The organism is Thalassotalea agarivorans (genome assembly GCF_030295955.1).
GTDB lineage: Bacteria > Pseudomonadota > Gammaproteobacteria > Enterobacterales > Alteromonadaceae > Thalassotalea_D > Thalassotalea_D agarivorans.
The window spans coordinates 3,151,349-3,174,874 of the sequence record NZ_AP027363.1; the positions used below are offsets into that span (position 1 = coordinate 3,151,349).

Annotated in this window: 24 protein-coding genes; 1 reads left to right on the plus strand and 23 read right to left on the minus strand. The window is 42.1% G+C overall.

The window, feature by feature from the left end; translation table 11 throughout:
• Nucleotides 1-116: 116 nt before the first annotated feature.
• From QUD85_RS14430 to QUD85_RS14440, 3 genes are read right to left on the minus strand one after another with little or no spacing between them, the layout of a single operon-like run.
• Complete coding sequence (locus QUD85_RS14430; RefSeq protein WP_245732085.1) at nucleotides 117-1,043, minus strand: alpha/beta hydrolase; 927 nt, start codon at nucleotides 1,041-1,043, stop codon at nucleotides 117-119.
• Between the two features lie 25 nt (nucleotides 1,044-1,068).
• Complete coding sequence (locus QUD85_RS14435; RefSeq protein WP_093328626.1) at nucleotides 1,069-4,014, minus strand: prolyl oligopeptidase family serine peptidase; 2,946 nt, start codon at nucleotides 4,012-4,014, stop codon at nucleotides 1,069-1,071.
• On the minus strand, nucleotides 4,001-4,531 hold the full coding sequence (locus QUD85_RS14440) for a hypothetical protein (RefSeq protein ID WP_093328628.1): 531 nt from the start codon (nucleotides 4,529-4,531) through the stop codon (nucleotides 4,001-4,003). Before QUD85_RS14440 ends, QUD85_RS14435 begins: the two co-directional genes overlap by 14 nt.
• A 375-nt stretch (nucleotides 4,532-4,906) precedes the next feature.
• Between QUD85_RS14440 and QUD85_RS14445 the strand changes: the two genes are divergently transcribed.
• Nucleotides 4,907-6,838, plus strand: coding sequence for an amidohydrolase (locus QUD85_RS14445; RefSeq protein ID WP_093328630.1), 1,932 nt, complete (start codon nucleotides 4,907-4,909; stop codon nucleotides 6,836-6,838).
• Between the two features lie 29 nt (nucleotides 6,839-6,867).
• On the opposite strand, the gene QUD85_RS14450 is transcribed toward QUD85_RS14445, so the two are convergent.
• The 20 genes from QUD85_RS14450 to QUD85_RS14545 form a co-directional block, all read right to left on the minus strand.
• Nucleotides 6,868-7,065 carry a hypothetical protein gene (locus tag QUD85_RS14450; protein ID WP_093328631.1) on the minus strand — a complete coding sequence of 66 codons (198 nt, stop codon included), beginning with the start codon at nucleotides 7,063-7,065 and terminating at the stop codon, nucleotides 6,868-6,870.
• 21 nt (nucleotides 7,066-7,086) lie between these two features.
• A complete protein-coding gene (locus QUD85_RS14455; RefSeq protein WP_093328633.1) occupies nucleotides 7,087-7,965 on the minus strand; it encodes a hypothetical protein in 879 nt (292 codons plus the stop codon).
• Between the two features lie 40 nt (nucleotides 7,966-8,005).
• Nucleotides 8,006-8,467 carry a nuclear transport factor 2-like protein gene (locus tag QUD85_RS14460; RefSeq protein WP_093328634.1) on the minus strand — a complete coding sequence of 154 codons (462 nt, stop codon included), beginning with the start codon at nucleotides 8,465-8,467 and terminating at the stop codon, nucleotides 8,006-8,008.
• A 16-nt stretch (nucleotides 8,468-8,483) separates the two neighbouring features.
• A complete protein-coding gene (locus QUD85_RS14465) occupies nucleotides 8,484-8,909 on the minus strand; it encodes an MAPEG family protein (RefSeq protein WP_093328636.1) in 426 nt (141 codons plus the stop codon).
• A gap of 25 nt (nucleotides 8,910-8,934) precedes the next feature.
• Nucleotides 8,935-9,279 carry a VOC family protein gene (locus tag QUD85_RS14470; protein WP_093328637.1) on the minus strand — a complete coding sequence of 115 codons (345 nt, stop codon included), beginning with the start codon at nucleotides 9,277-9,279 and terminating at the stop codon, nucleotides 8,935-8,937.
• A 26-nt stretch (nucleotides 9,280-9,305) separates the two neighbouring features.
• Complete coding sequence (locus QUD85_RS14475; RefSeq protein WP_093328638.1) at nucleotides 9,306-9,635, minus strand: DMT family transporter; 330 nt, start codon at nucleotides 9,633-9,635, stop codon at nucleotides 9,306-9,308.
• A 59-nt stretch (nucleotides 9,636-9,694) separates the two neighbouring features.
• Complete coding sequence (locus QUD85_RS14480; protein ID WP_093328640.1) at nucleotides 9,695-9,991, minus strand: hypothetical protein; 297 nt, start codon at nucleotides 9,989-9,991, stop codon at nucleotides 9,695-9,697.
• Between the two features lie 30 nt (nucleotides 9,992-10,021).
• A complete protein-coding gene (locus QUD85_RS14485; RefSeq protein WP_093328642.1) occupies nucleotides 10,022-10,816 on the minus strand; it encodes a sulfotransferase family protein in 795 nt (264 codons plus the stop codon).
• A 164-nt stretch (nucleotides 10,817-10,980) separates the two neighbouring features.
• Nucleotides 10,981-11,277: an energy transducer TonB gene (locus tag QUD85_RS14490; RefSeq protein ID WP_245732086.1), complete on the minus strand. Its 297-nt coding sequence runs from the start codon at nucleotides 11,275-11,277 to the stop codon at nucleotides 10,981-10,983.
• Between the two features lie 272 nt (nucleotides 11,278-11,549).
• Nucleotides 11,550-12,119 carry a DUF4329 domain-containing protein gene (locus tag QUD85_RS14495; protein ID WP_093328644.1) on the minus strand — a complete coding sequence of 190 codons (570 nt, stop codon included), beginning with the start codon at nucleotides 12,117-12,119 and terminating at the stop codon, nucleotides 11,550-11,552.
• Between the two features lie 48 nt (nucleotides 12,120-12,167).
• Nucleotides 12,168-12,707 carry an MAPEG family protein gene (locus QUD85_RS14500; protein WP_093328646.1) on the minus strand — a complete coding sequence of 180 codons (540 nt, stop codon included), beginning with the start codon at nucleotides 12,705-12,707 and terminating at the stop codon, nucleotides 12,168-12,170.
• A gap of 165 nt (nucleotides 12,708-12,872) precedes the next feature.
• On the minus strand, nucleotides 12,873-13,193 hold the full coding sequence (locus tag QUD85_RS14505) for a hypothetical protein (RefSeq protein WP_093328648.1): 321 nt from the start codon (nucleotides 13,191-13,193) through the stop codon (nucleotides 12,873-12,875).
• A 600-nt stretch (nucleotides 13,194-13,793) separates the two neighbouring features.
• Nucleotides 13,794-14,216 (minus strand): ribonuclease E inhibitor RraB, encoded by a 423-nt coding sequence (locus QUD85_RS14510; protein ID WP_093328650.1) that lies wholly within the window; start codon nucleotides 14,214-14,216, stop codon nucleotides 13,794-13,796.
• Entirely contained in the window at nucleotides 14,216-14,554 is a 339-nt protein-coding gene (locus tag QUD85_RS14515) for a DUF5329 family protein (protein WP_093328652.1), read from the minus strand. The genes QUD85_RS14510 and QUD85_RS14515 overlap by 1 nt, the downstream gene beginning before the upstream one ends.
• 38 nt (nucleotides 14,555-14,592) lie before the next feature.
• Nucleotides 14,593-15,732, minus strand: coding sequence for a chromate efflux transporter (chrA, locus tag QUD85_RS14520; RefSeq protein WP_093328654.1), 1,140 nt, complete (start codon nucleotides 15,730-15,732; stop codon nucleotides 14,593-14,595).
• A 60-nt stretch (nucleotides 15,733-15,792) separates the two neighbouring features.
• Nucleotides 15,793-18,453 (minus strand): nitrate reductase, encoded by a 2,661-nt coding sequence (locus QUD85_RS14525; protein ID WP_093328656.1) that lies wholly within the window; start codon nucleotides 18,451-18,453, stop codon nucleotides 15,793-15,795.
• Nucleotides 18,454-18,467: 14 nt separating this feature from the next.
• A complete protein-coding gene (nirD, locus tag QUD85_RS14530) occupies nucleotides 18,468-18,815 on the minus strand; it encodes a nitrite reductase small subunit NirD (protein ID WP_093328657.1) in 348 nt (115 codons plus the stop codon).
• 9 nt (nucleotides 18,816-18,824) lie between these two features.
• The gene (nirB, locus tag QUD85_RS14535; RefSeq protein WP_093328659.1) at nucleotides 18,825-21,371 is read right to left on the minus strand and encodes a nitrite reductase large subunit NirB; all 2,547 of its coding nucleotides are present in this window, start codon (nucleotides 21,369-21,371) and stop codon (nucleotides 18,825-18,827) included.
• Nucleotides 21,372-21,430: 59 nt separating this feature from the next.
• Entirely contained in the window at nucleotides 21,431-22,618 is a 1,188-nt protein-coding gene (locus tag QUD85_RS14540; protein WP_093328660.1) for an alginate export family protein, read from the minus strand.
• 50 nt (nucleotides 22,619-22,668) lie between these two features.
• Nucleotides 22,669-23,511, minus strand: a complete 843-nt coding sequence (locus QUD85_RS14545) for an ABC transporter ATP-binding protein (protein WP_093328661.1) — start codon at nucleotides 23,509-23,511, stop codon at nucleotides 22,669-22,671.
• Nucleotides 23,512-23,526 lie beyond the last annotated feature (15 nt).

Below are 23,526 nucleotides of genomic sequence, written 5' to 3' on the forward strand. Positions count from 1 at the left end.
AAATCACCTGTGATTCCGCAAATACCGATTGGGCGTGGGTTCAAGTCCCATATGCCACCCCACTTTTCCTTTGTTCCGTAAGCAATTGCTTTCTGAAGTAAGCTTACGCGCTTTTCTTACTCAACTTGCCAAACGTCCTGATACAACCAGCGTAATCCCTTGGTTAAGCCAACCGGAAAAGTGCTGAAATGATCGGTGCCCTCAACAATTTCATCTTTCATGTTAAGCTGTGGGTAATCACGAGCGCGCAGGGCCTTCACGAAATCTATTTGTCCCTTTACCATTGGCTTTCGCTCATATTCAGGCGTTTCAACCGCTCCGGTTGCATAAAAGACATTGGCAGGTAAATCTTGGTGGTCTTTTGCGTAGCTGGCTTCCAAAGCAAAAATCATGTCATTCTTAAACCAATGGGAAGGGCTAGTAAGAATATAGCTAGAAAACAAGGCTGGTCGAGTAACCAATACCCAGGAGCCAAACGAACCGCCCAATGATTGTCCAGATAAAATCCGCTTACTTGAATCTATGCGGTAAACATCTTCGACAAAAGGAATCACTTCAGATTCGATAAACTTGAGGTATTGGGGTGCACCACCCGTTTCATACTTACGCCACGTCGGATCGTTCTCTGGCGTTAGATCTCGCACTCGACTGTGTTGACCATGTTCGCCATGAGCAAAGCCAATCGCCACGATAATCGCTTTATCCATTTTAGGAAAATGGGTTACGCCCAATGCGACTTTAAAGGTATAAGGGGCATCATTTAAATACAACACAGGGTAATGCTTGTGCTGATTTTCTTTATTTGAATAACCTTTGGGTAGTTTTACATGGATATCGTAGCTGCGGTTGAGTACTTTTGAATTGAACTCAAATTTTTGAGTATTATCAGCTTGGTATGGGGAATCCACTTCCTTGAAGTTTTGTTGTGAGTATGCATTTGCACTCATTACCGTTAATAGAAACAGCATCGACTTAATCAACATTAATTGGTTTCCTTGATTAATAGCCATTTGAAGTAAATGGGTGAAAGCGATAGATTTCACTCCATCGCTTAAATCTAACGTAAGATTACTCGCTTTGAGCGACTTCTTCCGATGACTCCCTAGCAGATATTGAGAATGACTTCTTCAACAGTAAGTTAAGTGAAATATCATAAACTTCCAAGGTGTATATCTTATCCGTTTCTAATTCTTTTACTGACTTCAATGCATACCAGTCATAGTGCGGAGCACCATACAATAAAGACGCGTCGAAAGGAGATACGTTTTCTGGATTGCCTGTTGGGGCAGACGACCATTTAACGATAACTGAAAAGTCATCTCTCTTGCTATTTATACCCTCTGGATCAACTTTAAATATGGCACCAACATAATGGTTTTCATCGTCAGTTTTAACGATAGATTCTCGCCATTTCCTTTCAATATACTTACCATTACGACCAAACTTTTCATGTTCTTTGTAGTAAAGCTCACCAGATTGCTCTATATCTAACTCAATTGGTAACGTTTTAAAGTAGAACTCTCTTTTTGCAAAAGAAATCAAACGATTGCGATCGTTTTCATTAAAGTTGTCTACAGTTAGGATATCAGCTAAAAACTCTTTTCTTAACTCGTAAGCAGCTTTTCTATTGTTTTTATGCGTAACGTTATCAATAGTTTTAGTACTCAAGTTTTTAATACAAACATCTAGGTTTCGATTTGCTGCATCTTTACACGCCAAACTTGCCTTTATAAACAATAATTCGGCGGTAATATCTTTTGCTTCAGCTAACTCCAAATAGTATCGCCCTTTTTCAAAGTCCATCTCGACATAACGACCAAAGGTATACATACGAGCTAGCCTAAGATGCCCTCCTTCATAACCAGCTTCACCAGCTTTTTCATAGTATGAAATAGCTTGTTTGATATCTTTGTCAACAACGATGCCACGATGGTAATAAGAACCTAAATTGAAAAGCGCTCGAGAATGACCTAATTCACCGGCTTTTTTGAGATAGGCAATAGCCATCTCGGTATCTTGATCAATATCCCAACCAAACTCATAGCTATCAGCAATCACCATTTCTTCTTCTGCGAGAATCGATTTTTCGTCATCATTCGTAGCTAGCGCAGTTTTATCGAAACCCAATTTACGATACAAGAAATCTACAACTGCAATAATTTCTCTTCGTTGCGCGCTTAATGATGAAACACCATGACCTGCTTGATGATAAAAAAGAGTTTCAACGTCTTTATTTCGTTTTTTCAACAAATAATAGAATCGATGGCTTTGCTCAAAACCTGAAATGTAATCTTTTTTACCTGCAATAACATAAATCGGTACATTCAATTGGTCGATCAAATGGACAGGAGACTGTTCTTGTGTAAGATTCTCTTTGTCACCTATCGTTTTTGTAACGCGTTCTTGAAAGTCTTCATCACCACGCAGGTTACTTGGCGTAAACAACAAAGGTAAATCGTAGACACCATAAGCTGCTACAACGCACTGATACAGAGCTGGATTCTTTGCAGCCAACATAACCGCAGAGTAACCACCGTAGCTGTAGCCCATGCTGCATACATGCTTGAACGATTGCTCTTTAATTAATTTATCAACAACAAGTGATATATCTTCTTCTATCGCTAAACCAAATTGCCCAACACCTGCTTCCTGGAAACGCTTACCGTAGCCGGAGGATCCTCTAAAATTTACTCGCAGTACGCTAAAACCACGATTAACTAGGTATTGGATATCATTAGAAAAATAGTCAAACTCCTGAACGCCGACTGGCCCACCGTGTGGCATAACTATTAAGGAATTGTGATCTATACCATCTTTTTGAGGCTTAATTAGCAAGGCTTCTACATCGTTACCAGCAGCATTTTTAACCGTCAATGTTTGCGATTTAGGGAATTGGTATGCTTCAAGAGACGGATAAGCGTCAAATAGCAACGACTCTGAGTCTTCCGTAACATCATATAAATGATACGCTAAAGGCAATGACGAAGATGACAGTGCAACTACATATCTGTTTTTATCGAGGTCATGATCAATAGGCAATGCCGTGTAACCAGGAAATTTCTTCGACAAAACAGCCATAATGTCATTTTCTTTCTGGTTAATTGGCTCTCGCGTGTAAAAACCATGCTTAAAGTAAGAAACGGCTATCAGCTCTCCATTTTCGTCTAGCTCAGCACCAACAAGGTCATATTTATCATGCTCAAAAATCACCTCGCCTAATGTTTGTTTTTCGATATCAAACGAGTTCACCGATACCTTATCTGTGTTCGTATTTGAAAGCACAGCCATAGTGTTTTCATTAATAAAGCCTATAGGCAAAATAGCTTCTGTTTCTTTATTAACAGTAAACATCTTACGCCATTCCACGCCGTCAAAATCTCGCGTATATATTGCGACTTCTTCTTCGCTTTCTATTTCAATAGACAACAACGATTGATAGGTTGGATCGTAAAAGAACATCAATACATTTTCTCGAGTATCATCTAATAACTCGGCATCACTAAATGATTCCACACCTATGAGTTGATTGACTTTTACGCGAAACAATTCCTTGTACTCTTCGTCATCAGTCTTGTTGCGAGAATATAGAACGCTGTATGGATCTTCTGGATACAGGTCAACAATACGACCTTTGCTAATGCGGTAGAATTTCCCCGATACTTCATCACCCTTGATTGAAAAATCGTAGATAAATTCGTCTAATTCGTCCTTTTTTTCTCGCTGAAAATATACTTGCTGATCGTTTATCCAATCGAGATTGGTAATAGTAAAATTGCTTTCGTTAAACGAGAGGATTTCAATATCCGTTCCCGTTTCAATGTTTCTTAACAACACTCGAAGAGCATCACCTTTGTTTTCTCTAAACAGAACATGCTTACCATTAGGAGACAACGCTACACCGTCATTAACGGCTGCTTTATAAAGCTCTTCGGCAGGTATAAGTGTGTTGGCTACTGAAGATACTGAAAACGCCCAAAGACACAGGGATACTGATAAAAATTTACTTAGCTTCATTGTATTTCCCTATATACTGAAAAAAATCATCTTCGCCAAAACCGCCGTAGATTAATTCGCGTTTGCTTAAAATATTTGGATAATATTCTTCCATGAAAACGAGCGCTTCACTGGCGCTGTTAATCAGCTCAACATGAGATGATGTGAACCAATAAAAACCTTCACTGTAAATGTTTAAATTACCTACATAACTGACTTTTTGATCCTGAATATCAAAGCTCCAGGCATCGTCATCAATCGTTTCATCTGTCCAGAAATTGTTGTAACGGATCTTATCGATGGTGTATGTACCACTCGGCAAATCAGTAAGAATATATTTAGTACCTGCTTTTAAATCTTTATGGGTAAGAAATATATTTTTAGGACCACTAATAGAAATGGACTTAATATTTCTATTTGTAGAAACACCAATGAGCAAGTAGCCCGATTCATTTGTAAGTTGTTTATCTTCGTCGGCTGACAAAGATGTGACGGGTTTAGCGCAGGCAGACAAAAATACTGCCAAAACTGTTAGCATCAAATACCGCATAAAGTTCCTTTTCTTATTCTTATGCTGTTCGTTAAATCGCCTCTATTTTAATCACTTATTAAAGACAATGTATATCAACTTTCGATTTTTAGCGTGTTTTATCAAGGGGTGTAAAATTACTGTTATTTTGCTGTAAATGGCATTTACGCAATTGCTACAACTATAAGATTTAGCCAACTTGCTATCGACAATTGCTGAGCTCAAGCAATTTGCACTTGCCTCGCCTTGCATCCTGTTTTTAGTATTCTTCATTACCAATAGCTAGATAGAACGCAAATCATTGACTATGCTCAATTTACTGCTTAATTTCATCTAAATGTATGCAAGCATTTTCCATTACCAATACGAATTGCGAGATAACCTATGTCATCAATAAATATGATCAAAACACTGTCGATTATTCTGCTCTTTGGACTCACGGCATGCTCCGAGAATCAGCAAATATCCAAGCCAAAAGAAAGCGAACAAATCATTGCTGATGCCGTTTATACCAATGGCATGATTGTGACTGTAAACGACAAGCAACCTAAAGCTCAGGCGGTTGCAATCAAAGATGGTTTGATCATTTATGTAGGTGATTTAAGAGGCGTAAAACCTTTGATGGGTGACGCTACCGTCACACATGATCTCAATGGCAAGACCATGGTGCCTGGTTTTGTCGATGCCCATGGTCATGTAGTAGCAGCTGGTTTACAAGCCGCTAGCGCAAATTTGCTGCCTGCACCAGACGGTTTAGTTAATGACTTTAATGCTTTGGTTAATACCCTCAACGAATGGAAGGCAACTGATAATGGTCAATCATTTATCGAAAATACCGGTTGGCTGCTCGGCTTTGGCTTTGACGATTCACAGCTAGCTGAGCAAGTGTTCCCAACGGCAAATGAGTTGAATAAAGTAAGCATGGATAAGCCAGTAATGATCATTCACCAGTCAGGTCATTTCGGTGTATTTAATGACGTTGCCTTAAAGATGGCGGGCGTAACAGACTGTACCAAGAAAGTCCCTGGCGGCATTATTCGATGTAAAGACGACAAAAAAACCCCTAACGGCGTGCTAGAAGAAAATGCATTCTTTAGCGTGTTGTCGGTCTTCCAGAAAAATATTAAGCCCGCATTTAACCTGAGTTTGTTTGAACAAGGCATGCATAATTTTGCCCGATTTGGTTACACCACAGCGCAAGAAGGGCGGGCATTTGCTCCAACTGTTGATGTCGCAGAAAGCCAAGCACAAAAAACTGAGTTACCTATCGATGTGGCGCTTTATGTAGATTACACAGCCAAAGATAAGCTAGATAATTCGCCCTATTACACGGGCAGTGGTTACGACGGCATTAGCTATAACAATGGTCTGCGTATTGCAGGCATAAAACTCACTTTAGATGGCTCACCACAAGGTAAAACTGCCTGGCTTTCGTTACCTTATTACGTGCCGCCAGAAGGAGAAAGCAAGGATTATGCAGGTTACCCTGCAATGACCGCAGAGCAAGTTGAAAATGAATTGATGGATGCTTTCGCAAAAAATCGACAAGTGCTTGCCCATTGTAATGGCGATGCAGCAATCGAGCGCTATATCTCAGCGGTAGGTAAAGCTACAGAAAAATACGGCGATCGCGACCGTCGCATTGTATTGATTCACGGACAAACACTAAGAAAAGACCAAATACCGCGTTTGAAAGCGCTTGGTATTATGCCTTCGCTGTTCCCGATGCACACTTTCTATTGGGGGGACTGGCATAAAACGTCAGTGCTTGGCCCTGACCGTGCCAAATACATTTCGCCTACCCGTGATGTATTAGACGCTGGTATGATTTTCTCGTCTCATCACGATGCACCGGTAGCCTTACCTGATTCAATGCGCGTTTTAGGTGCGACTGTAACTCGCGTTACACGTTCAGGTGAAATCCTTGGTCCTAATCAGCGTGTAACGCCTTATGAAGGCTTAAAAGCAATCACCATCTGGCCTGCATATCAGCACTTTGAAGAAAAACAAAAGGGTTCGATTGAAGTTGGAAAACAGGCTGATTTTGTTATTTTATCAGCCAATCCATTAACGGTGGATCCTTTGACCATCGCCAGCATTAAAGTGTTAGAAACCATCAATAATGGTAAAACAGTTTTTACCTTAAACGACCAAGAGCAAGTGGTTGGAAATGACAAAGACGAGCATGGCTGCATAGCTTCAGCGGGTTATCAGTGGTGTGCTAGCCAACAACAATGTATTCGCCCTTGGGAGCTTGCTAAAAACGAAAATCTTGCCAATGAGCAAGATGCGGTTACCGATTTTTGCAAAGGCTAACGAATTAAAGTGCCGCGCGTTGGAGCCTGTTACAGACTCGACTGCGCGGCCGCTTTCACTTGCTTTGCGTGGGCAATTGCTAGCGTAAACTTTTCTTTCGCATCAGCAAGCTTTGCTTCATCACCTGCCGCTATCACGATGTTTTGTGACAACGCCTGATAAATACCTTTTACCTGTGCTTCAAATGCTTTATCAATCGCTTGTTCGATAAGTGCCTGATCTTCCATTTTGAACTTCCTCTTCTTATTTTAACGAGTCACCTTAATACTGGTGGCTGGGTTTAAATCTTCTCTTGGGTCTGTCAATAAACCTTGTGGAAATGAAACTTTAATAGGTGTGCCATCCTGATCTAAGCACAGCTTATGAATGTTATCACCGTCGCCTAAATCGCCCAGTGCAAAGGGAGTAACCACCTCGGATTTGCCATCATTGCCTTGTAGTGTCACTTGATAACTATTTTGCTCTAACTCATCTACTTCAGCGCCGCCTGGCTTAGTAATGCCACCATTCCATACTGCACGAACTATTTGCTTGGTGCCTACTGGGCAGCCACTGCCACCGCCAAATGGCAGCATTGTTGCGCTTTTATCAAGTTCCCAATGTTCCTTTGAAACGGGTTCTGCGATCACCAGTGATGGACCGTCAAGCAAAGGGATAACAGGCGCTTTCTTTCCTTTAAAGTTAAATTGATTGTCTGCAGAGAGTAAATTACCCACTACAGTTACCGACTCGGCTGGATTTTCTATTGAACCAAAGTCACCGATCAATAACATCGTTCTTAGTTCGCCTTGGTCGAATGCAGGAGCCGGTGTTACACAAATTAACGACCCCTCAGTGCCATCCTCGCGAATAACGCTAAAGTCAGCCATTTGTAGTGTAGAAAGATCTAGCTCTACCGGAAACGTTACAGGCATAGCGTCCTTACCGCTAGCACCACGACAAACAAACAAGCTAGACAAAAGGGGGGATTCGCTATTAAAGCCCCAAAAAGCCGACAAGATTTCAGGTACCATTTGGTTTGGCTCAATCGTTACCGGCAAATCAACTTGATCATAATTTGCCAACTTTAATGAGTCGGCACATCCCGATAGAAACACTAGCATAAGCAAGGGTTTAAGATGTTTCATGTTTGTCTTCCTCATTCTTGCTAGCAGCCTTCTTTATGTGTCAGCCGTGATGCCTGCGAATGTGTTTGATAAGCCCTGAATCATTGAATTCCAGCGACATAATATTAGTGCTGGTGTATTCAATCACTTTGTCCATATGACTTGGTTTAACTTTAGCGTGTTCCGTGTACTTAACAAATACCACATTCCGTCCTACCATTAACTGATCGATACGTATATTGGAAAAATATACGTCGTCTTTCATTTTAGCGATCATGCCTTGTCTTAACGCGGCTTTGTCAGTCACAGTTACATTGAACTTAATATGTTCATCAATAAAATCGTCTGCTAAAAAACCTATAAAATGATCAATATCCTCTACCGTTGTGTCGGGCTGTTGCCTCGCATTTTTAGCAGCAATAAAAGCTTTGGTTTTGTCTGTTAAGTAAACTTCCGTCAACGCGGTATTTGCGATTAGCATGGGAGACATTAACAAAAGTAACGAATACAAAAGTGGTTTCATGTTTCATCCTTAATTATCAAAACACGGCACGAACAGTACAAAAGATTAAAATCAGCAACGGAATATTCGACAAGATAAATACCGCAAAACGCAGTTCAATGATGTTAGACAACGCCTGCACTAAGCTGTGTACAATACGTAGGGCGACATAAGCCCATGCGGCATATCTAGCAAGCATGGAATCAACGCCTAAATAAGCGAGTGAAAGCACCAAAGCATAAAAAATGGTAGGTTGTTCCATCAAATGGTTATAGTTGTCGGCTTTCCAACGCACATTGGCGGGTAATTGCGACATTTGTTCGCCTGATGGCGCCTTGGGATCTAGATGCATTTTCATCGCAGTAATCGCTGGAATGCGGGTAATATACATCCAAAGCCACATCACCATAGACCAAATAACGAGCGCGACTAACGGCTGAATAAATTGAACGTTGGTAGTCATATTTCCTCCCTGACACGGTTGCTAGTTAAAGTTGCCAGAAACCTTGTTCTGAGCCCCCTTGGATATAGATAGCGAATGTGCCTTTTGCGGGTATTTCCATAGGAGGAACAGCTATTTCTGCCCCTTGCGTCTGCACAGCGTTTACTGCAGATTCTATATCTTCAACAAGCCAATAAGGACGAACCACTGGCACCTCTGTATCGCGAAGTGGCCCGCGCACACCAACAATACTACCGTCTTGTAACTTGCCTGTTCGAGCGCCACCAAGCATTTCATCTGGCGCATTAAACTGCACCTTATGCGTTAGCTCATAAGCAGCACACACCGCGTCAACATCTAAACATACGATTTCTAAATAATGTAGTTTCATCTTATGCTCCTATTTATGTTGTTACTTTATTGAATTGCTACGCTCGACTTTACCGTAATTAGCAAGGTTCCCATTACAATCAATAACACACCTGAAATGGCGAAAACATCAAATTTTTGTTGCCAAATAAGGACTGACGCGATACAAACGAGCGCAATCCCAACGCCTGACCATACAGCATAAGCTAAGCCAACATTCATAGACTTTAATACGAAAGCAAAAATAACGCCCGATAGCGAATAGAAGAAAATCGACGCCATGCCAAATTCCCACTTCTCCCAACCATGAGAAGCTTTCAGTAAAAGTGTGGCGACTACTTCTGTTACAACCGCTGCCGCGAGCAATAGGTATGTCATGTTTGTTCCTGATGATACTTACTTAGAAAAAGATGAATCGCACATGCGTTGCACCTGAATCAAAAAAACCTAATAGAGCCTATTGCAAGTAAAACAATAGCAACAAGAAAATACTTATAGCTGTCTTTATGCATACCCACGTTTTGCTTAAACCAATCTCGTGTTGGGGTGCTAAACATTAGTGACGATAGTAACAAACCTCGTAGCAATGACAGCAATCCGATATTGGTCGCAATTGATCCCATACTAACAATACCTGATTGATATATACGCATTCCTTCAAACACGATAATAAACATCATTGCTAGCTTAATTGCGACATTACTGCGCTTGATTTTTATTGCATGTTCTTCCAAAACTAACTACTCACCATCCATTAAATACTACTAACTACTTAACTTTCGAATTAAATTTTTTAACGAATACTTTTTAAAATACCCTGTTTTGTATCGCCAATCAGTGCAGTCCCAACCTAACATTTGCTCTAGTTGTGAGATTTCACTAGTAAAGACCTCATTAAGATATTGGCGGTCTGATTCATTCATTGCTTCTACATAAGGTCTGACATGAACCTTTTGCTCTTTTATTGGATCCGATTCCGAAACACACAAAAATTGACATATCCTCTTAATTACGACATTTGGATTCAACTTCAAATCTTCATATTTAATAAATAATGTTTGCTTCTTAGGAAAATAGCGCCAAATATGCCTTATCTGTTCTGTATAAAACCCTCTATCACAATAAGAATAAACCCTATGTTGCAAAGGAAGCGCTTCTCGACACCTATGAGATTCCGTTCTTATTGCCGTTGAAAAATCTAACTTATCGGAATTTCTGTCTCTTTCCATATTCCAATGGGAATAGGCTCGATCTATTGGACTTCTTAATACAGCAATTATTTTCATTGACGGATTATATTCGTAAATTCTTTTTATAGCTGGGCGCCAATACATATATATAGGTGTGCATTCACCTTTAGCTGTCCTGCTTGACTCTGCAAAAAATTGATAATATTTGGTGTAGTCGACTTCACTCGAATAGTATTCTTCATTGTCAAAAAAATGTACTTCTTTTTTCTTAGCAAGTTGAATATCTGGATGAGCTTCCAGATATTTTTCCAATGCAGACGTCCCTGATTTTTGTGCTCCTACAATTAGAAAATTTACTTTATCTACCATCTGTTTATATCTTTACCTATCTTTCACTCAATGGACGAATACATTCTTTGTATGTCGTATTAACGTTGAATTGAGTCACGTATCTATAGTTTGCATAGTCGGTGAATGCAATCTTTCCACTGAAAGGGCTAGCGCTGTTCGAGTACCTGTTTCCACTAGACAAGCTATCCTTTCGCTAGCTTCTTTCCAGGTGGCAAACTAAGGTAAAACTCAATCACCGTATCACTCTCTTGAGCATTCTCTTGCTCATATTTCCATTTTTTAAGCGCCCGTATCGCTTCCTTTTCAAAGCCATACCCTTTAGGACTCACGTCAATAACTGTGATATCAACAACACCGCCGTCTTTATCAATTCGGAATCCTAAATGCACCCACCCTTCTTGGTTTCTTTTAGCCGCTTTGCGGGGATACTTTGCCCAAACCATGGTGGTAGGTTTTAATTGAGAATTAGACTCTGGCACAGGCCTAACCTCACTTCGTGTAGAAGAAGTGGTTTGGCAGCCCACACACAAGAGAGCCACTAATAACAAATTTAAAAATTTCACCCTTACTCTTTCCCTTTTAAAAACGGATTAAATTAATATTCAGCCATTGGACTTTACCTCTATTGAATAATTTAACCAAGTATCTGATCTCTAATATTTTTTGAGGGTAACTTATCTTTCTGACTCAAGCATTGATATGCAATAAATTGTCGACTCCGAGAATTCAAAACTAGAAATAATATTTGGGGCTAACAACTACCATCATCGTTCGCTTCACGTTGCTTTAATTCTTCCACGGTATAGGAGTGTTTTGGGGTAAAGGCAGGGCAAGGCTTAAATTCCGGATCTTTTTGGACACAGCCTTTCTCACATAGCAAGAAAGTCGCCTGATCTTCGAGAGAAATTACCCAAAATCGCCCTCCTGGCGTCGCGACATAGCCATCAATACCTTCTGAGAAGTCTGCTACTAAATCATCTACAGATGGCGTTTCTGTATCAGCGTCTGCCGAATAGCTACCGTGAGTATGATATGAAGCGATGACATCGAGCTCACCATCATCTATCGGCTCACAGCCGTCCGCATCACCTGCATTAGGTGTAGTCGCCACGAGACTTCGCTGATGGTCATAACCAATAAAGCCGCAGTACTCAATTTTATCGCGAAAAGAGAGCAACTGTGCATTCTGAAACACCTTTTGCGCAAAACGGTCAACTTCGTCCATTTCAGGTATTGCATTGTTATGAGCGTTAGCACCGAAAAACACAAACGTTAACACGGTGGCCAAGCTGGCAACGCGCAGATACTTCTTAGTAAGCATTTGACGGCCTCTAGTTAAAGTGGGATTAGACAATACTTAGCACAAGCATTAACTAATTTGCTGCCAAACTAAGTAACCTAAAGTCGACAATATCATGAGTGCGGAGGTATAAAAACAGAGTGTAAAACCAACGGCTCTTGATGGCGCGCCTTTTTGATATCCTTTAAAAAACAAGATACGACCTAAACCAAAAGCTAATGCCGCTATTGGCACAACAGAAAGCCAGTGTGACGGCATTGCGACTGACCAAATGAAGTATGCCATTACAGCCAAAATAGTTTGCTCTAACGTGTTTTGAATAAGCGCTTGTAGCAACTTTGCTTGTTCAGTCCCTTCAGTAAGGCCGCTACCATCAATATCTTGAGGCGTGAAGAATCTATGCCGAGCTAAACGACCAATTGATACAGTAAGAAACAATATAGGCACCAAACACCATAAAATAGCTATTTGTAACCTGTCTATGACCCCAAGGCTTTCGTTAAAGTTAAAAGGATTTAAATTACTACCCAGCACTAAAATTGAAAGCGCTAATAGAAAACCAATTAGCATCCCTTTAAGCACGCCTTTTTGTTTTGCAGTTAGACTCATATTATTTCCTTGTGTTTAACGATTAACGCCCCGTTTAGGCACAAAAAAGTTAACTTAACTATCACGCCCGGCCCAGAGGCTGATAATTGATTGTGGCTTTTGGGGTAAAGTGACAAAGCTACCCCAAATGGCGCGAGCTGTTAGCAGTCATTTTTGCTGCCGCTGTTATGAGTATCCATCAGCCTTTTCTGTAATGTAGGTCTGTAAGCTTTGAACAGTATCGAAAATTATACTTGATGGAAATTTATCCGGATAAGCGTCAATTTTTCCGTGCCAGACTAAATGCACACAAGCAAACCTGCCATCATTGAGCTGAACTATCACATCATCATTTGCATCGGTTTTAGCAATTGCAACAGGCTTTAGTTGCCATAAAGGATGTTTAGGCCCAACTTCAGATTCGAGTTCTTTTTGTATACTGGCTTTAATCTTTGCATTCTCATTTAAATGCCACCACGGTTCTATCCAATTGATTTTTTCATCCATAGCTAGACTCTGACTGACACATAAAAGTTTTTTAATGGGGATTCCCTATAAGTCCTAACCAATTTGAACCAAATCTTAATAGCTTCCACACTAAATCATTAATTAAAACAGGAAGATAACAGCTATAACATGACTAATCAATCTCGCAAACACAACGAGCAGTGCAACATAACCCATTCCCCATTGAGGGTTGCCGATAGTGTTTTTTGATGATCATGTATAAATGCTTCATGGAAGAAGCATTAAGGTGAAATAGGACAGGGATGTGCTATTGAGACGGTACATCGACATCATTGAAAAACAATAGCGGAGTCGTCAAACCGAGTTGGGGCGTGGGGGTACGTCCTAGGGGTGTCACGCAACACCCCTGGACTATTACTCCTTTAGGAGTGATACAAGTTCAAAGTGAAAAAAGAGATTCCGTGTCACAGGTTTTCAGTTCCAGACAAAACCTAAGTACCTACATCCTTGTAGGCACGCACGGAATGACGCTGATTAGATACTCTTTCAGTTGTAAGTTCTAGAGCTATAAGCAATAAAGTAAAACTACAAAATAGCTCCACGTTCCCTGTCCCTTGTTCCTTGTTCCTTGTTCCTAAACTACATCACCACTTGTGCACTCCACGTTAGTGGTAAACAAGACGTGTTATTAAGGTAAGGAAGTAGCGGTGCACGCTGCTTTTGAATTAGCTCTACTTCTAGATAAAGTGGCTTAGTCATAGTGCTGCGCCAATACTTCTTATCTTGATCAAAATGAATATCGTCCACTGAAAACTTATACTTAACGCCACCCGCTAACACCTTAGCCACTTCCGATTTTTTTTCACACATCACGATAAACGACAGCTGATGCTCCTCAACAATATTGCTACCTAACTCCGCTAGCGTATCTATCAATTGTTGATCGGCCTTAGCATAGTTAAATATTGGCGCTTCATCCTGTGCTTGTTTAGTGGGTGCTGTCGATTGACAGGCTAGTAATGCCGCACTTGCTAGTAATACAGTTAACAAACGAAAACGCATTATAATGCCCTATAATCGGCTAGTTTTGATAATAGCCACTGCTCACTTTTTACTGGCTTTTGTGACGGGCAATGCATCATATAGTATTTACCTGACATGGTACTTTTAGTGGCAGATAGCTTGATAAAGTCTTCGGCGGTTTCAATATCAGCCTCGAAATAGTCATACTTTTTCTTGATATGTTTTACCGCATCTTTCGCTTCGTATTTCTTGCCATTACGCTCAAATTTGCAGTTGCTACTGCTGACTTGCGCCAACAAATAGTTAATTTCAGCTTGGGTGTCTGCAATACTCACTGCAGAGAACAATACCAAAGCGGCGTACACTAATTTTTTCATATGTTTCCCTTCATCATGACAACGTTAAACTTGGAGCACTAGTGCAGTAAATTAGTTCCCGTAAGGTAACTCAATACCCCCAAAATAACCGCGCCGGCAACGTAAAACATTATGTGAATGTTAAATCGTCGCAGCAATATAAAGCCAACAAAAGCTATGGTAATCGCCAGCCAAGAAGTAGAAATACTTAGCAGAACCGGCGTGTAAAACGCCGCTAACAAGAGTCCTACAACTGCCGCGTTGATGCTTGCAGCCGTAGCAGCAAACTTGGCATGTTTGGCTAAGCTTTGCCAACTAGACACGAACGCCAGAACCAATAAAAAGCCAGGTAAAAATACGGCAAATGTTGCCACAACAGCGCCCAATAGTGGCGCGTCTGGGAAGGCAACAGCACCTAGGTAAGTGGCGATGGTAAACATTGGCCCCGGCACGGCTTGCGCACTGGCGTATGCCGACAAAAACTGATCGGTTGTTACTGTGGGTAATGCCTGTTGCAGCAGCGGCAACACCACATGACCACCACCAAATACAAGTGCGCCAGCGGTATAAAACTGGCCAAACAAAGCGAGGATATCTACCGACACCACAAAAATAGAAACAAAGCCAAGGAAAAACAGTACTAAATAGCTTGGTTTGACGCGTTCTAAGACAACTTTTTGTGAAGCCTGAGCGCTTGCAAAGCCAACCATACCAGCAATGAGTATTACTGCGCATTGAGTAATCAAACTTGGCATAAAAAGCACGGCGATGGCGGCAATGATGGCAGTGATGCGATGCACCGTTGATTTACAAAAACTCGAAAACATGGTGACGACAGCATCAGCAACCACGATAGCAGCCAGTATTTTTAATGCACTAGTGATGTGATCAACAATGGGTACGCCTGCTGTAGGAACTAGCGCCAATGCAAACATGATAAGAAAAGACGGTAAGGTAAACCCTAAAAACGCTGCGATGCCGCCCAGCTTGCCACCGCGTTGAAGTCCAATAGCAAAACCTACTTGGCTCGAGCCTGGGCCCGGTAAAAACTGACTCAGCGCAATAAGCTGCGCGTATTCTTGTTCAGATAACCAGGCTTTCTTAACAACAAAATGTCGATGAAAATATCCGAGATGTGCTGCTGGGCCGCCAAAACTAGTTAAACCAAGCAGGAAAAATTGCCAAAATATCGTTGCCATAAAAATACGAATAAAGTGCTTTACTGATACTCTACCGTATTTTTATGACAGAAATAATAGTTAGGCGGTTTCAGGCGAAGTTATATCTTTGATCACAAATGTCGGCGCATGCTCTTTTATAATGCCGCCCAGTTCTGCTTTACACGAACCACAGTTGGTACCACATTTTAGTTTTTCACCCAGTTTGTCAACGCTGTTACAACCGGTTTTGACCGCCTCGATAATAGTTTTTTCGCGCACATTAAAGCAGGAACAGACTTGTCGTCCTAAATTGAATTCTTCAGATATTTGGCCGTGAAGCAGCAGATGAAGATTTTCTAGCGACAACAAATTCTGTGCAAACAAAGAATTTATCCAGTCTCTATGCAAGGCAATTGGCGCGTTAGCAAAATAACCAATAAACACCAATTGTTGGTTTTGCAGACACACAATATAGGTGCCGTTTTCACTACTTTGACTGAGCCATTCACCTGTTAGTTGCGTGCTTTCTTTACACCAAGCAAAAATGTCTTGTGGCGCTGTTTCAAAAGCAATATTGGTTTGAAATGATGCCTGCCCAATGCTTTTTACAAAGTAGTCAGCCTGTACTTCTAGCGTTTGCTTTGACTGTATCGTGCCATAGTAGGCAAAAGGATGTGCTGAGATTGCTACCGGCGCATGTTTACTTTCTGGCTGACCTGAAATCGGGTCGACAACATCTTGATACAATTGGCTAACATTGGCGTGGCTGGCAAATTGCTGGTTCCAATGTATCGCCATAAACAGCTCGCCCACGCGTACTGTATTTGAGACGTTTAGTGGCGCAATAACATGCCCTAAATCATTACTCACGCGCACAAGTTCTCCTTGGCTCAAGCCCTTCTGCTCAGCATCAAATGGGTGCATCATGACCTCAGGTTGGGTTTGATGCAAACCAAGCTTGTCGGCTTTGCCCGTGCGAGTCATGGTATGCCATTGATCGCGCACACGACCACTGTTTAATACAAATGGTAGTGCTTGTGTTGTTTGCTGCACTGGCGCTTTAGGCGTGATTGCAAATAGCTTTGCTTTGCCATTGCTGGTACTAAACTTGCCATTAGCAAATGGGCGCTGTCCATTTAACGGCCATTGCACAGGCTTCATCGTTTGATATTGCGAAGTGCTTAGCGAGGCCAATGGCGACAAATCAAGCACGCGATTAAATTGCTGAGCGACCCCAGTGAGTTGTGCATATTCTACAAAAACTTGATGAGGCGACTGATAATCAAAGCCACTAAAACCCATTTTTTGTGCTACGTCACTAACAATTTGCCAGTCATGTTTTGCTGCTCCAGCAGGGGAATGCACACCGCGTTGACGCGAAATAGTGCGCTGCGCATTGGTCACCGTACCGTCTTTTTCTAGCCATGACGTTGCAGGCAATTTTACCGTAGCAAAATCCATGGTATCGGTATGTTCATTACAATCAGAGACAACCACAGTTTCACAGCGACTTAATGCTTGCTCCACGAGTGCACGATTAGGCAAACTTACCATTGGGTTGGTTGCCATAATCCAGACAAATTTTATCTCACCATTTGCCATTTTTTGGAACAGATCAACCGCTTTAGCGCCAGGCTTACTTGCTATCGTCGGTGACTGCCAGAAAGATTGTACCGCCGCTGTATGGGCGCTATCTGTTAACGACAAATGTGCGGTTAATTGGTTGGCCATACCGCCAACTTCTCTGCCGCCCATGGCATTGGGTTGGCCAGTAATAGAGAAAGGGCCACTCCCTGGTTTGCCAATTTTGCCACTAGCTAAATGACAGTTAATAATGGCTAAACACTTTTCAACACCAGAGCTAGATTGGTTAATACCCATCGAATAAAAGGTAACGGCTTTATCGACTTGGCAAAAGGTTTTGTAAATGTCGGTTAAGCTATCCGCAGGTACTTGGCAATAAGACGCGACTTTGTCGATAGTCCACTCGCTAGCGGCAGTAATTGCAGCTTCAGCGTCGTCGGTATGGCGCAGTAAAAACTGCTGGTCGAGACCGTCATTGTTGGCTAAGTAACACAGCAAACCGTTAAAGAACGCTGCATCGCTTCCTGGTTTTATTTGCAAGAAATGATCGGCGATATCGCTGGTAAACGTGCGTCTTGGGTCGATAACAACAATCTTAAAATCTGGATTAAGCTGCTTCGCACGTTCGATGCGTTGATACAACACAGGATGCGTCCACGCCGCATTTGAACCCACCATGATCAGCAGGTCAGTTTGTTCCAAATCTTGATAATCGCAAGGCACCACATCTTCGCCCAATGCCATGGTATAGGATGCGACAGCAGACGACATACAAAGTCGTGAATTGGTATCAATATTAGCGCTACCTAAGTAGCCCTTCATCAACTTGTTGGCTACGTAATAGTCTTCGGTTAACAGTTGCCCTGATACATAAAACGCGACCGATTCTGGACCATATTGCTCGATGGTACGTGCAAGTTTATCTGCAACATGATCAACCGCCGTTGGCCAATCGCATGGCGTGTTATCGATCTGTGGGGTAAGTAAACGGCCGCTTAAGTCTATGGTATCGAGCAAATGACTGCCTTTTACGCACAGCCTACCGAAGTTCGCGGGATGATCTTCGCTACCTTTGATAGCCTTTGCTTGGCCATTTTCTAGTTGAATATCGACACCACAACCTACGCCACAATAGGCGCAGGTGGATTGAGCCAGTAAAGGCACTTTGTCTGCCACGCTATACCAACCCTCTAAAAGAACACCTGTACCCTGTCGCTATGTGTGCGAACAGGGTAAACAGGCACAAATTGATCAGGTTGTTGAATACATTCGCCTGATCGCAGAGAGAAATGTTGTTTATACAGTGGCGAGGCAACGATCGGCTCTTCGCCTGCGCTTCCGACAATTCCGCGATACAAAACATTGGCTTTGCCGATAGGGTCAAAGTTACCAATGGCAAAAATATCAGGTTCAAGTCCTGTTATTTTAAATAACGCGATTTGCTGTTGATTTGGCAATAATGCGGCTACACCTGTGTTTTCGACAAGTGCCGAGATGTCACATATATCATGCCATTGTTTCGTTTCTGCAATACCCATGTGACCCCCTTATGCCATCTCTACTTTTACTGGTATTTTTTCTTCTTCTGTTGCAGGTCTAATTTGCCCGCGCTCTTCAACAAACTGAATATTGCTGTCGCTTTGATCCGAGTTAACAAACGGCTTAAAGCGTTTTAATGCCTCTGGATCTTCTATCGTTGTTTTCCATTCACATTGATACGTCGACACGATATGCGCCATTTGCGTTTCAAGTTCGTCATTTAGACCTAATGAATCCTCTACAACTACTTGTTTTAGATAATCTAAGCCGCCTTCCATGTTTTCCATCCACACAGAAGTACGTTGTAATCTGTCACCTGTTTTGATGTAGAACATCAGCACACGGTCGATGTATTTGATTAGCGTTTCATCGTCTAGGTCTGTGGCAAACAAATCTGCATGACGAGGCTTCATACCGCCATTACCACATACATATAAGTTCCAACCGTTTTCAGTGGCAATAATACCGATATCTTTACTTTGTGCTTCTGCACACTCACGGGTACAACCTGACACCGCGAATTTCAATTTGTGCGGAGCACGTAAGCCTTTGTAACGATTCTCAATAAAGATGGCCATCGATACGCTGTCTTGCACACCATAGCGGCACCAAGTGCTACCAACACAAGATTTTACGGTACGTACAGATTTGCCGTAGGCATGGCCTGTTTCAAATCCCGCATCGACTAATTCTCGCCAAATTTCAGGTAACTCTTCTTTACGCGCGCCGAACAAATCAACACGTTGTCCGCCGGTTATCTTGGTGTATAAGTTGTACTTTTTCGCCACTTCACCTAAAACTATGAGCTTGTCTGGGGTAATTTCACCGCCAGCAACACGCGGTACAACAGAGTAGGTTCCGTCTTTTTGCATGTTCGCTAAATAGGTGTCGTTGGTATCTTGTAGCGGTTGATGCGCTTTTTCTAAAATATAATCATTCCATACCGACGCTAAAATAGAGCCTACTGTCGGTTTACAAACGTCGCAGCCTAAACCTTTACCATGTTTGGCTAACAATTCATCGAAAGATTTAATTTCTTCTACACGAACAATGTCGAATAGTTCTTGGCGTGAATAAGCAAAGTGCTCACAAATATCTTTCTTCACTTCCATACCAAGATTAAGCAATTCGCTATCGACGATATTCTTCAATAGTGCCGCACAACCACCACAGCCGGTGCTTGCTTTAGTGCACGATTTAACGTCAGACAAATCGGTATTGCCCGATTGAACCGCCGAAACAACATCGCCTTTGGTTACGTTATGACAAGAACAAATGGTTGCGCTGTCAGGCAGTGCATCTGCACCTAACGCTGGCGTTTCTGTTGCCATAGGCAAAATCAGACTTTCAGGCATTTCAGGCAGATCTAAGCCGTTCAACGCATATTGCAGTAAAGTATCGTAATCACTGTTGTCGCCAACCAGTACAGCGCCAATCAGTTTGGTTTTGTCGTTAGACACCACCATTTTTTTGTAGATACCTTCGGCTTGGTTTTCGTAAACATAACTAAGTGCACCAGGTGTTTTGGCATGCGCATCACCAATACTACCAACATCGACACCCATCAGCTTTAACTTGGTGCTCATATCGGCACCGGTAAAACTGGCTTGCTCACCTAGCATATCTTGCGCGGCAACTTTTGCCATGCTGTAGCCAGGAGCAACTAAACCAAAAATAAAGTTATTCCAAAGGGCACATTCACCAATAGCGTAAATGTTTTCGTCGCTAGTACGGCATTGATTGTCGACCACAATACCGCCACGCTCGCCCATCTCAAGATCAAAGCTTTTGGCTAGTTGATCAGAAGGGCGAATACCGGCGGAGAAAAGTACCATATCTGTTTCTAGCACTTCACCGTCGGCAAACTGTAATTGATAGCGACACGACTCACCTGGAGCGATGTTTTGTGTCGCTTTTTGGGTATGAACACTTACCCCTAAGTCTTCAATTTTTTCTTTTAGCACACGGCCGCCAGTAACATCCACTTGCACCGCCATTAATTGAGGTGCGAATTCAACAACATGTGTTTCCAATCCGAGTTGTTTCAAAGCGTTTGCTGCTTCTAGACCAAGTAAACCACCGCCAATAACAACGCCAACTTTACTTTCTTTTGCACTTGCTTGAATCGCTTCCAAATCTTCGATGGTGCGATACACCAAACAATGTGCTTGGTCATTCCCCGGAATAGGCGGAACAAATGGATAAGAGCCTGTTGCCAATACTAACTTGTCATATGGAAACACTTCACCGGTTTCGGTTGTCACTTGCTTAGCTTGACGGTCAATATCAACCACCTTGGCGTTAGTGCGATAATCCACCTGCCATTGTTGATACTGCTGTTCATCCGTTAGCGCCAAGTCATCTGCGGTTTTGCCAGTAAAATATTCCGACAAATGCACTCGGTCATAAGCTAAACGAGGTTCTGCTGATAGCACACTAACGGCTACTTCACCCGACAGCGACTTTTCAGCAAGTTGCTCTACAAAGTGGTGGCCTACCATGCCATTTCCAACAACAACTATACGTTGGGGGTTCACTTCGTTTGATTGCGACATATGTATTTCCTTTCCAAAAACAAGCTAGCTAAGCACATGCTTTACTAGCGGGATAACAACTAGAACCTAGCCGTCATCCAAAGCCAAACTTTATCGGTGTCTACTTTGCCTGCACCTGCGTCGCCCGCTGAGTACATTGCAAATTTAAGACCCGCACTATAGCGCCCACCAAACTTCTGGGTGTATTGCGCATTGATTTCATTACCTAAATCATCAACAAGCGCTGTAGATTCAGCCGCTGTGAAATTGTGGTAAATAAACGCCCAGTTACCTTCAAATAACTTGCCAGATAACGAAACGTACAAGTCGTTTAAACCTTGTACAGGCGTGTTTAAGAATTGATCTGACCAACCGTTGAATTTATGCAAGGTTGCCAGTGGTGTTGAAAAACCGTATAGGCCGTCGTCACTTCCTAGTGACTCGTACCCTAGTTTTGCCATGATGCCACTAAATCCTGCGCCCGCTTCTAGCAAGTAGTAAGGAGCGGTGAATTCAACGCCGGCAGTGTCTGAGGTTTGAGTTGCAAACTCTGCTTGATACGATACTTTTAACTTGCTGACATCCGTGCTACCAGCTAAACGCACACCAAAGGTGTTCAAGCTGTTGTCGGTATTGTTGTCGACTTCAAGTAAGTAGCCATAACCAGTTAACTTAGCAAAACCTAAGTTGTAGCTAGCATTTAACATGTGATCTTTTGATTTAAGATCTTTTTCTTCACCAAAAATACGATTGCGTTGCGTGACATAGGCGTAGTTAAGATCTAAATCTTTGCCTAGCTTATAGTTAAACGTTGCACCATCGAATGTTTGCTTGTCTTGACGCCAGCCAACATGGCCAACAAAACGGTGGTTATCAAAGGTGATCACTTGGCGACCCACTTTTGCAGTTAAACCTGAACCCGCCCATTTCACATAACCTTGGTCAAGCTCTGTTGTTTCTGGGTCAGCAACCACCGAGTAGTCTGGCTTAGAACCATTACCATCGTTATAGTCGTCAATACCTGCAACCACGCGCGAGTCTTCAAATTCAATAAAGCCTGAAAAGCCGCTGTAAGATTTTGAGGTGTAGTTAAGTAACGTACGTAGTGTTAACGCTGATGCGTCTTCAAGTGGGTTATCCTGTCCCACGTTTTCATAACGAAGACGAAAGTCTAATGTTGTTTTCGCTTCGTTCTTGTCTGCTTCTTCAGCAAATACATTTGCTGTTAAACCCGCTAGTGTTAATAGTGTTATTGTTTTAAGTTTCATGCGTTAGATCCTTTTATGGCTGTTAAAAATCGCCTTTTAAATATAGTTTGTTATGCGACATCTGTAGCTTGATCTTTCTCAACAACTGTTGATTTGTTGGAAAAATTTTCCACTTTTCGCTGCTTTTCATACAAAAAGGTCAATACTGCACTGCGTAAACGGTTATATTCCGCATCTTCGGCAAGCGCTAGTCTTTCTCTTGGTCTAGGCAAGTTCACGGGTAAAATTTCGCCTATTGTGGCGGCGGGGCCATTGGTCATCATAACGATGCGATCAGACAACAATACGGCTTCGTCGACGTCATGCGTGATCATAATGACGGTATTATTTAGTTTTTCCTGAATCTCCATTAAGGAGTCTTGCATGTGGGCGCGAGTTAGCGCGTCTAGCGCACCAAACGGTTCGTCCATAAGCAATACTTCAGGTTGCATCGCCAGTGCGCGTGCAATACCAACACGTTGTTTCATACCGCCTGATATTTCATCAGGGCGTTTATGCATGGCATGGTCCATATGCACTAACGATAAGTTTTCTTCGATCCAGTCTTTCATTTCAGCGGCAGACATTTTGTTTTTAAACACCTGATTAACCGCTAGTTCAACGTTTTGGTAGGCAGTAAGCCATGGTAATAACGAGTGGTTTTGAAACACTACAGCTCTTTCAGGGCCTGGTTCATTCACTTCTTTACCATTTAGGATAACGCCACCTGTTGACGCTTGTAGCAAACCTGCCACTACGTTAAGTACAGTAGATTTACCGCAGCCAGAGTGGCCTATAAGCGAAATGAACTCGCCTTTTTTAATCTGTAAATCTACTTCTTTAAGTGCGGTAAAAGGGCCTTTCGGTGTATCAAAGACCATGTCGATATTACTGATGTCTAGTAATGTACTCATTGCTCTTATTCCTTT

What these genes read in the sequence shown, in the direction of transcription:
- QUD85_RS14435 (WP_093328626.1), bottom strand. Translation starts at nt 4,014, where the DNA reads ATGAAGCTAAGTAAATTTTTATCAGTATCCCTGTGTCTTTGGGCGTTT.
- QUD85_RS14440 (WP_093328628.1), bottom strand. Translation starts at nt 4,531, where the DNA reads ATGCTAACAGTTTTGGCAGTATTTTTGTCTGCCTGCGCTAAACCCGTC.
- QUD85_RS14445 (WP_093328630.1), top strand. Translation starts at nt 4,907, where the DNA reads ATGTCATCAATAAATATGATCAAAACACTGTCGATTATTCTGCTCTTT.
- QUD85_RS14450 (WP_093328631.1), bottom strand. Translation starts at nt 7,065, where the DNA reads ATGGAAGATCAGGCACTTATCGAACAAGCGATTGATAAAGCATTTGAA.
- QUD85_RS14455 (WP_093328633.1), bottom strand. Translation starts at nt 7,965, where the DNA reads ATGAAACATCTTAAACCCTTGCTTATGCTAGTGTTTCTATCGGGATGT.
- QUD85_RS14460 (WP_093328634.1), bottom strand. Translation starts at nt 8,467, where the DNA reads ATGAAACCACTTTTGTATTCGTTACTTTTGTTAATGTCTCCCATGCTA.
- QUD85_RS14465 (WP_093328636.1), bottom strand. Translation starts at nt 8,909, where the DNA reads ATGACTACCAACGTTCAATTTATTCAGCCGTTAGTCGCGCTCGTTATT.
- QUD85_RS14470 (WP_093328637.1), bottom strand. Translation starts at nt 9,279, where the DNA reads ATGAAACTACATTATTTAGAAATCGTATGTTTAGATGTTGACGCGGTG.
- QUD85_RS14475 (WP_093328638.1), bottom strand. Translation starts at nt 9,635, where the DNA reads ATGACATACCTATTGCTCGCGGCAGCGGTTGTAACAGAAGTAGTCGCC.
- QUD85_RS14485 (WP_093328642.1), bottom strand. Translation starts at nt 10,816, where the DNA reads ATGGTAGATAAAGTAAATTTTCTAATTGTAGGAGCACAAAAATCAGGG.
- QUD85_RS14495 (WP_093328644.1), bottom strand. Translation starts at nt 12,119, where the DNA reads ATGCTTACTAAGAAGTATCTGCGCGTTGCCAGCTTGGCCACCGTGTTA.
- QUD85_RS14500 (WP_093328646.1), bottom strand. Translation starts at nt 12,707, where the DNA reads ATGAGTCTAACTGCAAAACAAAAAGGCGTGCTTAAAGGGATGCTAATT.
- QUD85_RS14505 (WP_093328648.1), bottom strand. Translation starts at nt 13,193, where the DNA reads ATGGATGAAAAAATCAATTGGATAGAACCGTGGTGGCATTTAAATGAG.
- QUD85_RS14510 (WP_093328650.1), bottom strand. Translation starts at nt 14,216, where the DNA reads ATGCGTTTTCGTTTGTTAACTGTATTACTAGCAAGTGCGGCATTACTA.
- QUD85_RS14515 (WP_093328652.1), bottom strand. Translation starts at nt 14,554, where the DNA reads ATGAAAAAATTAGTGTACGCCGCTTTGGTATTGTTCTCTGCAGTGAGT.
- chrA (WP_093328654.1), bottom strand. Translation starts at nt 15,732, where the DNA reads ATGGCAACGATATTTTGGCAATTTTTCCTGCTTGGTTTAACTAGTTTT.
- nirD (WP_093328657.1), bottom strand. Translation starts at nt 18,815, where the DNA reads ATGGGTATTGCAGAAACGAAACAATGGCATGATATATGTGACATCTCG.
- nirB (WP_093328659.1), bottom strand. Translation starts at nt 21,371, where the DNA reads ATGTCGCAATCAAACGAAGTGAACCCCCAACGTATAGTTGTTGTTGGA.
- QUD85_RS14540 (WP_093328660.1), bottom strand. Translation starts at nt 22,618, where the DNA reads ATGAAACTTAAAACAATAACACTATTAACACTAGCGGGTTTAACAGCA.
- QUD85_RS14545 (WP_093328661.1), bottom strand. Translation starts at nt 23,511, where the DNA reads ATGAGTACATTACTAGACATCAGTAATATCGACATGGTCTTTGATACA.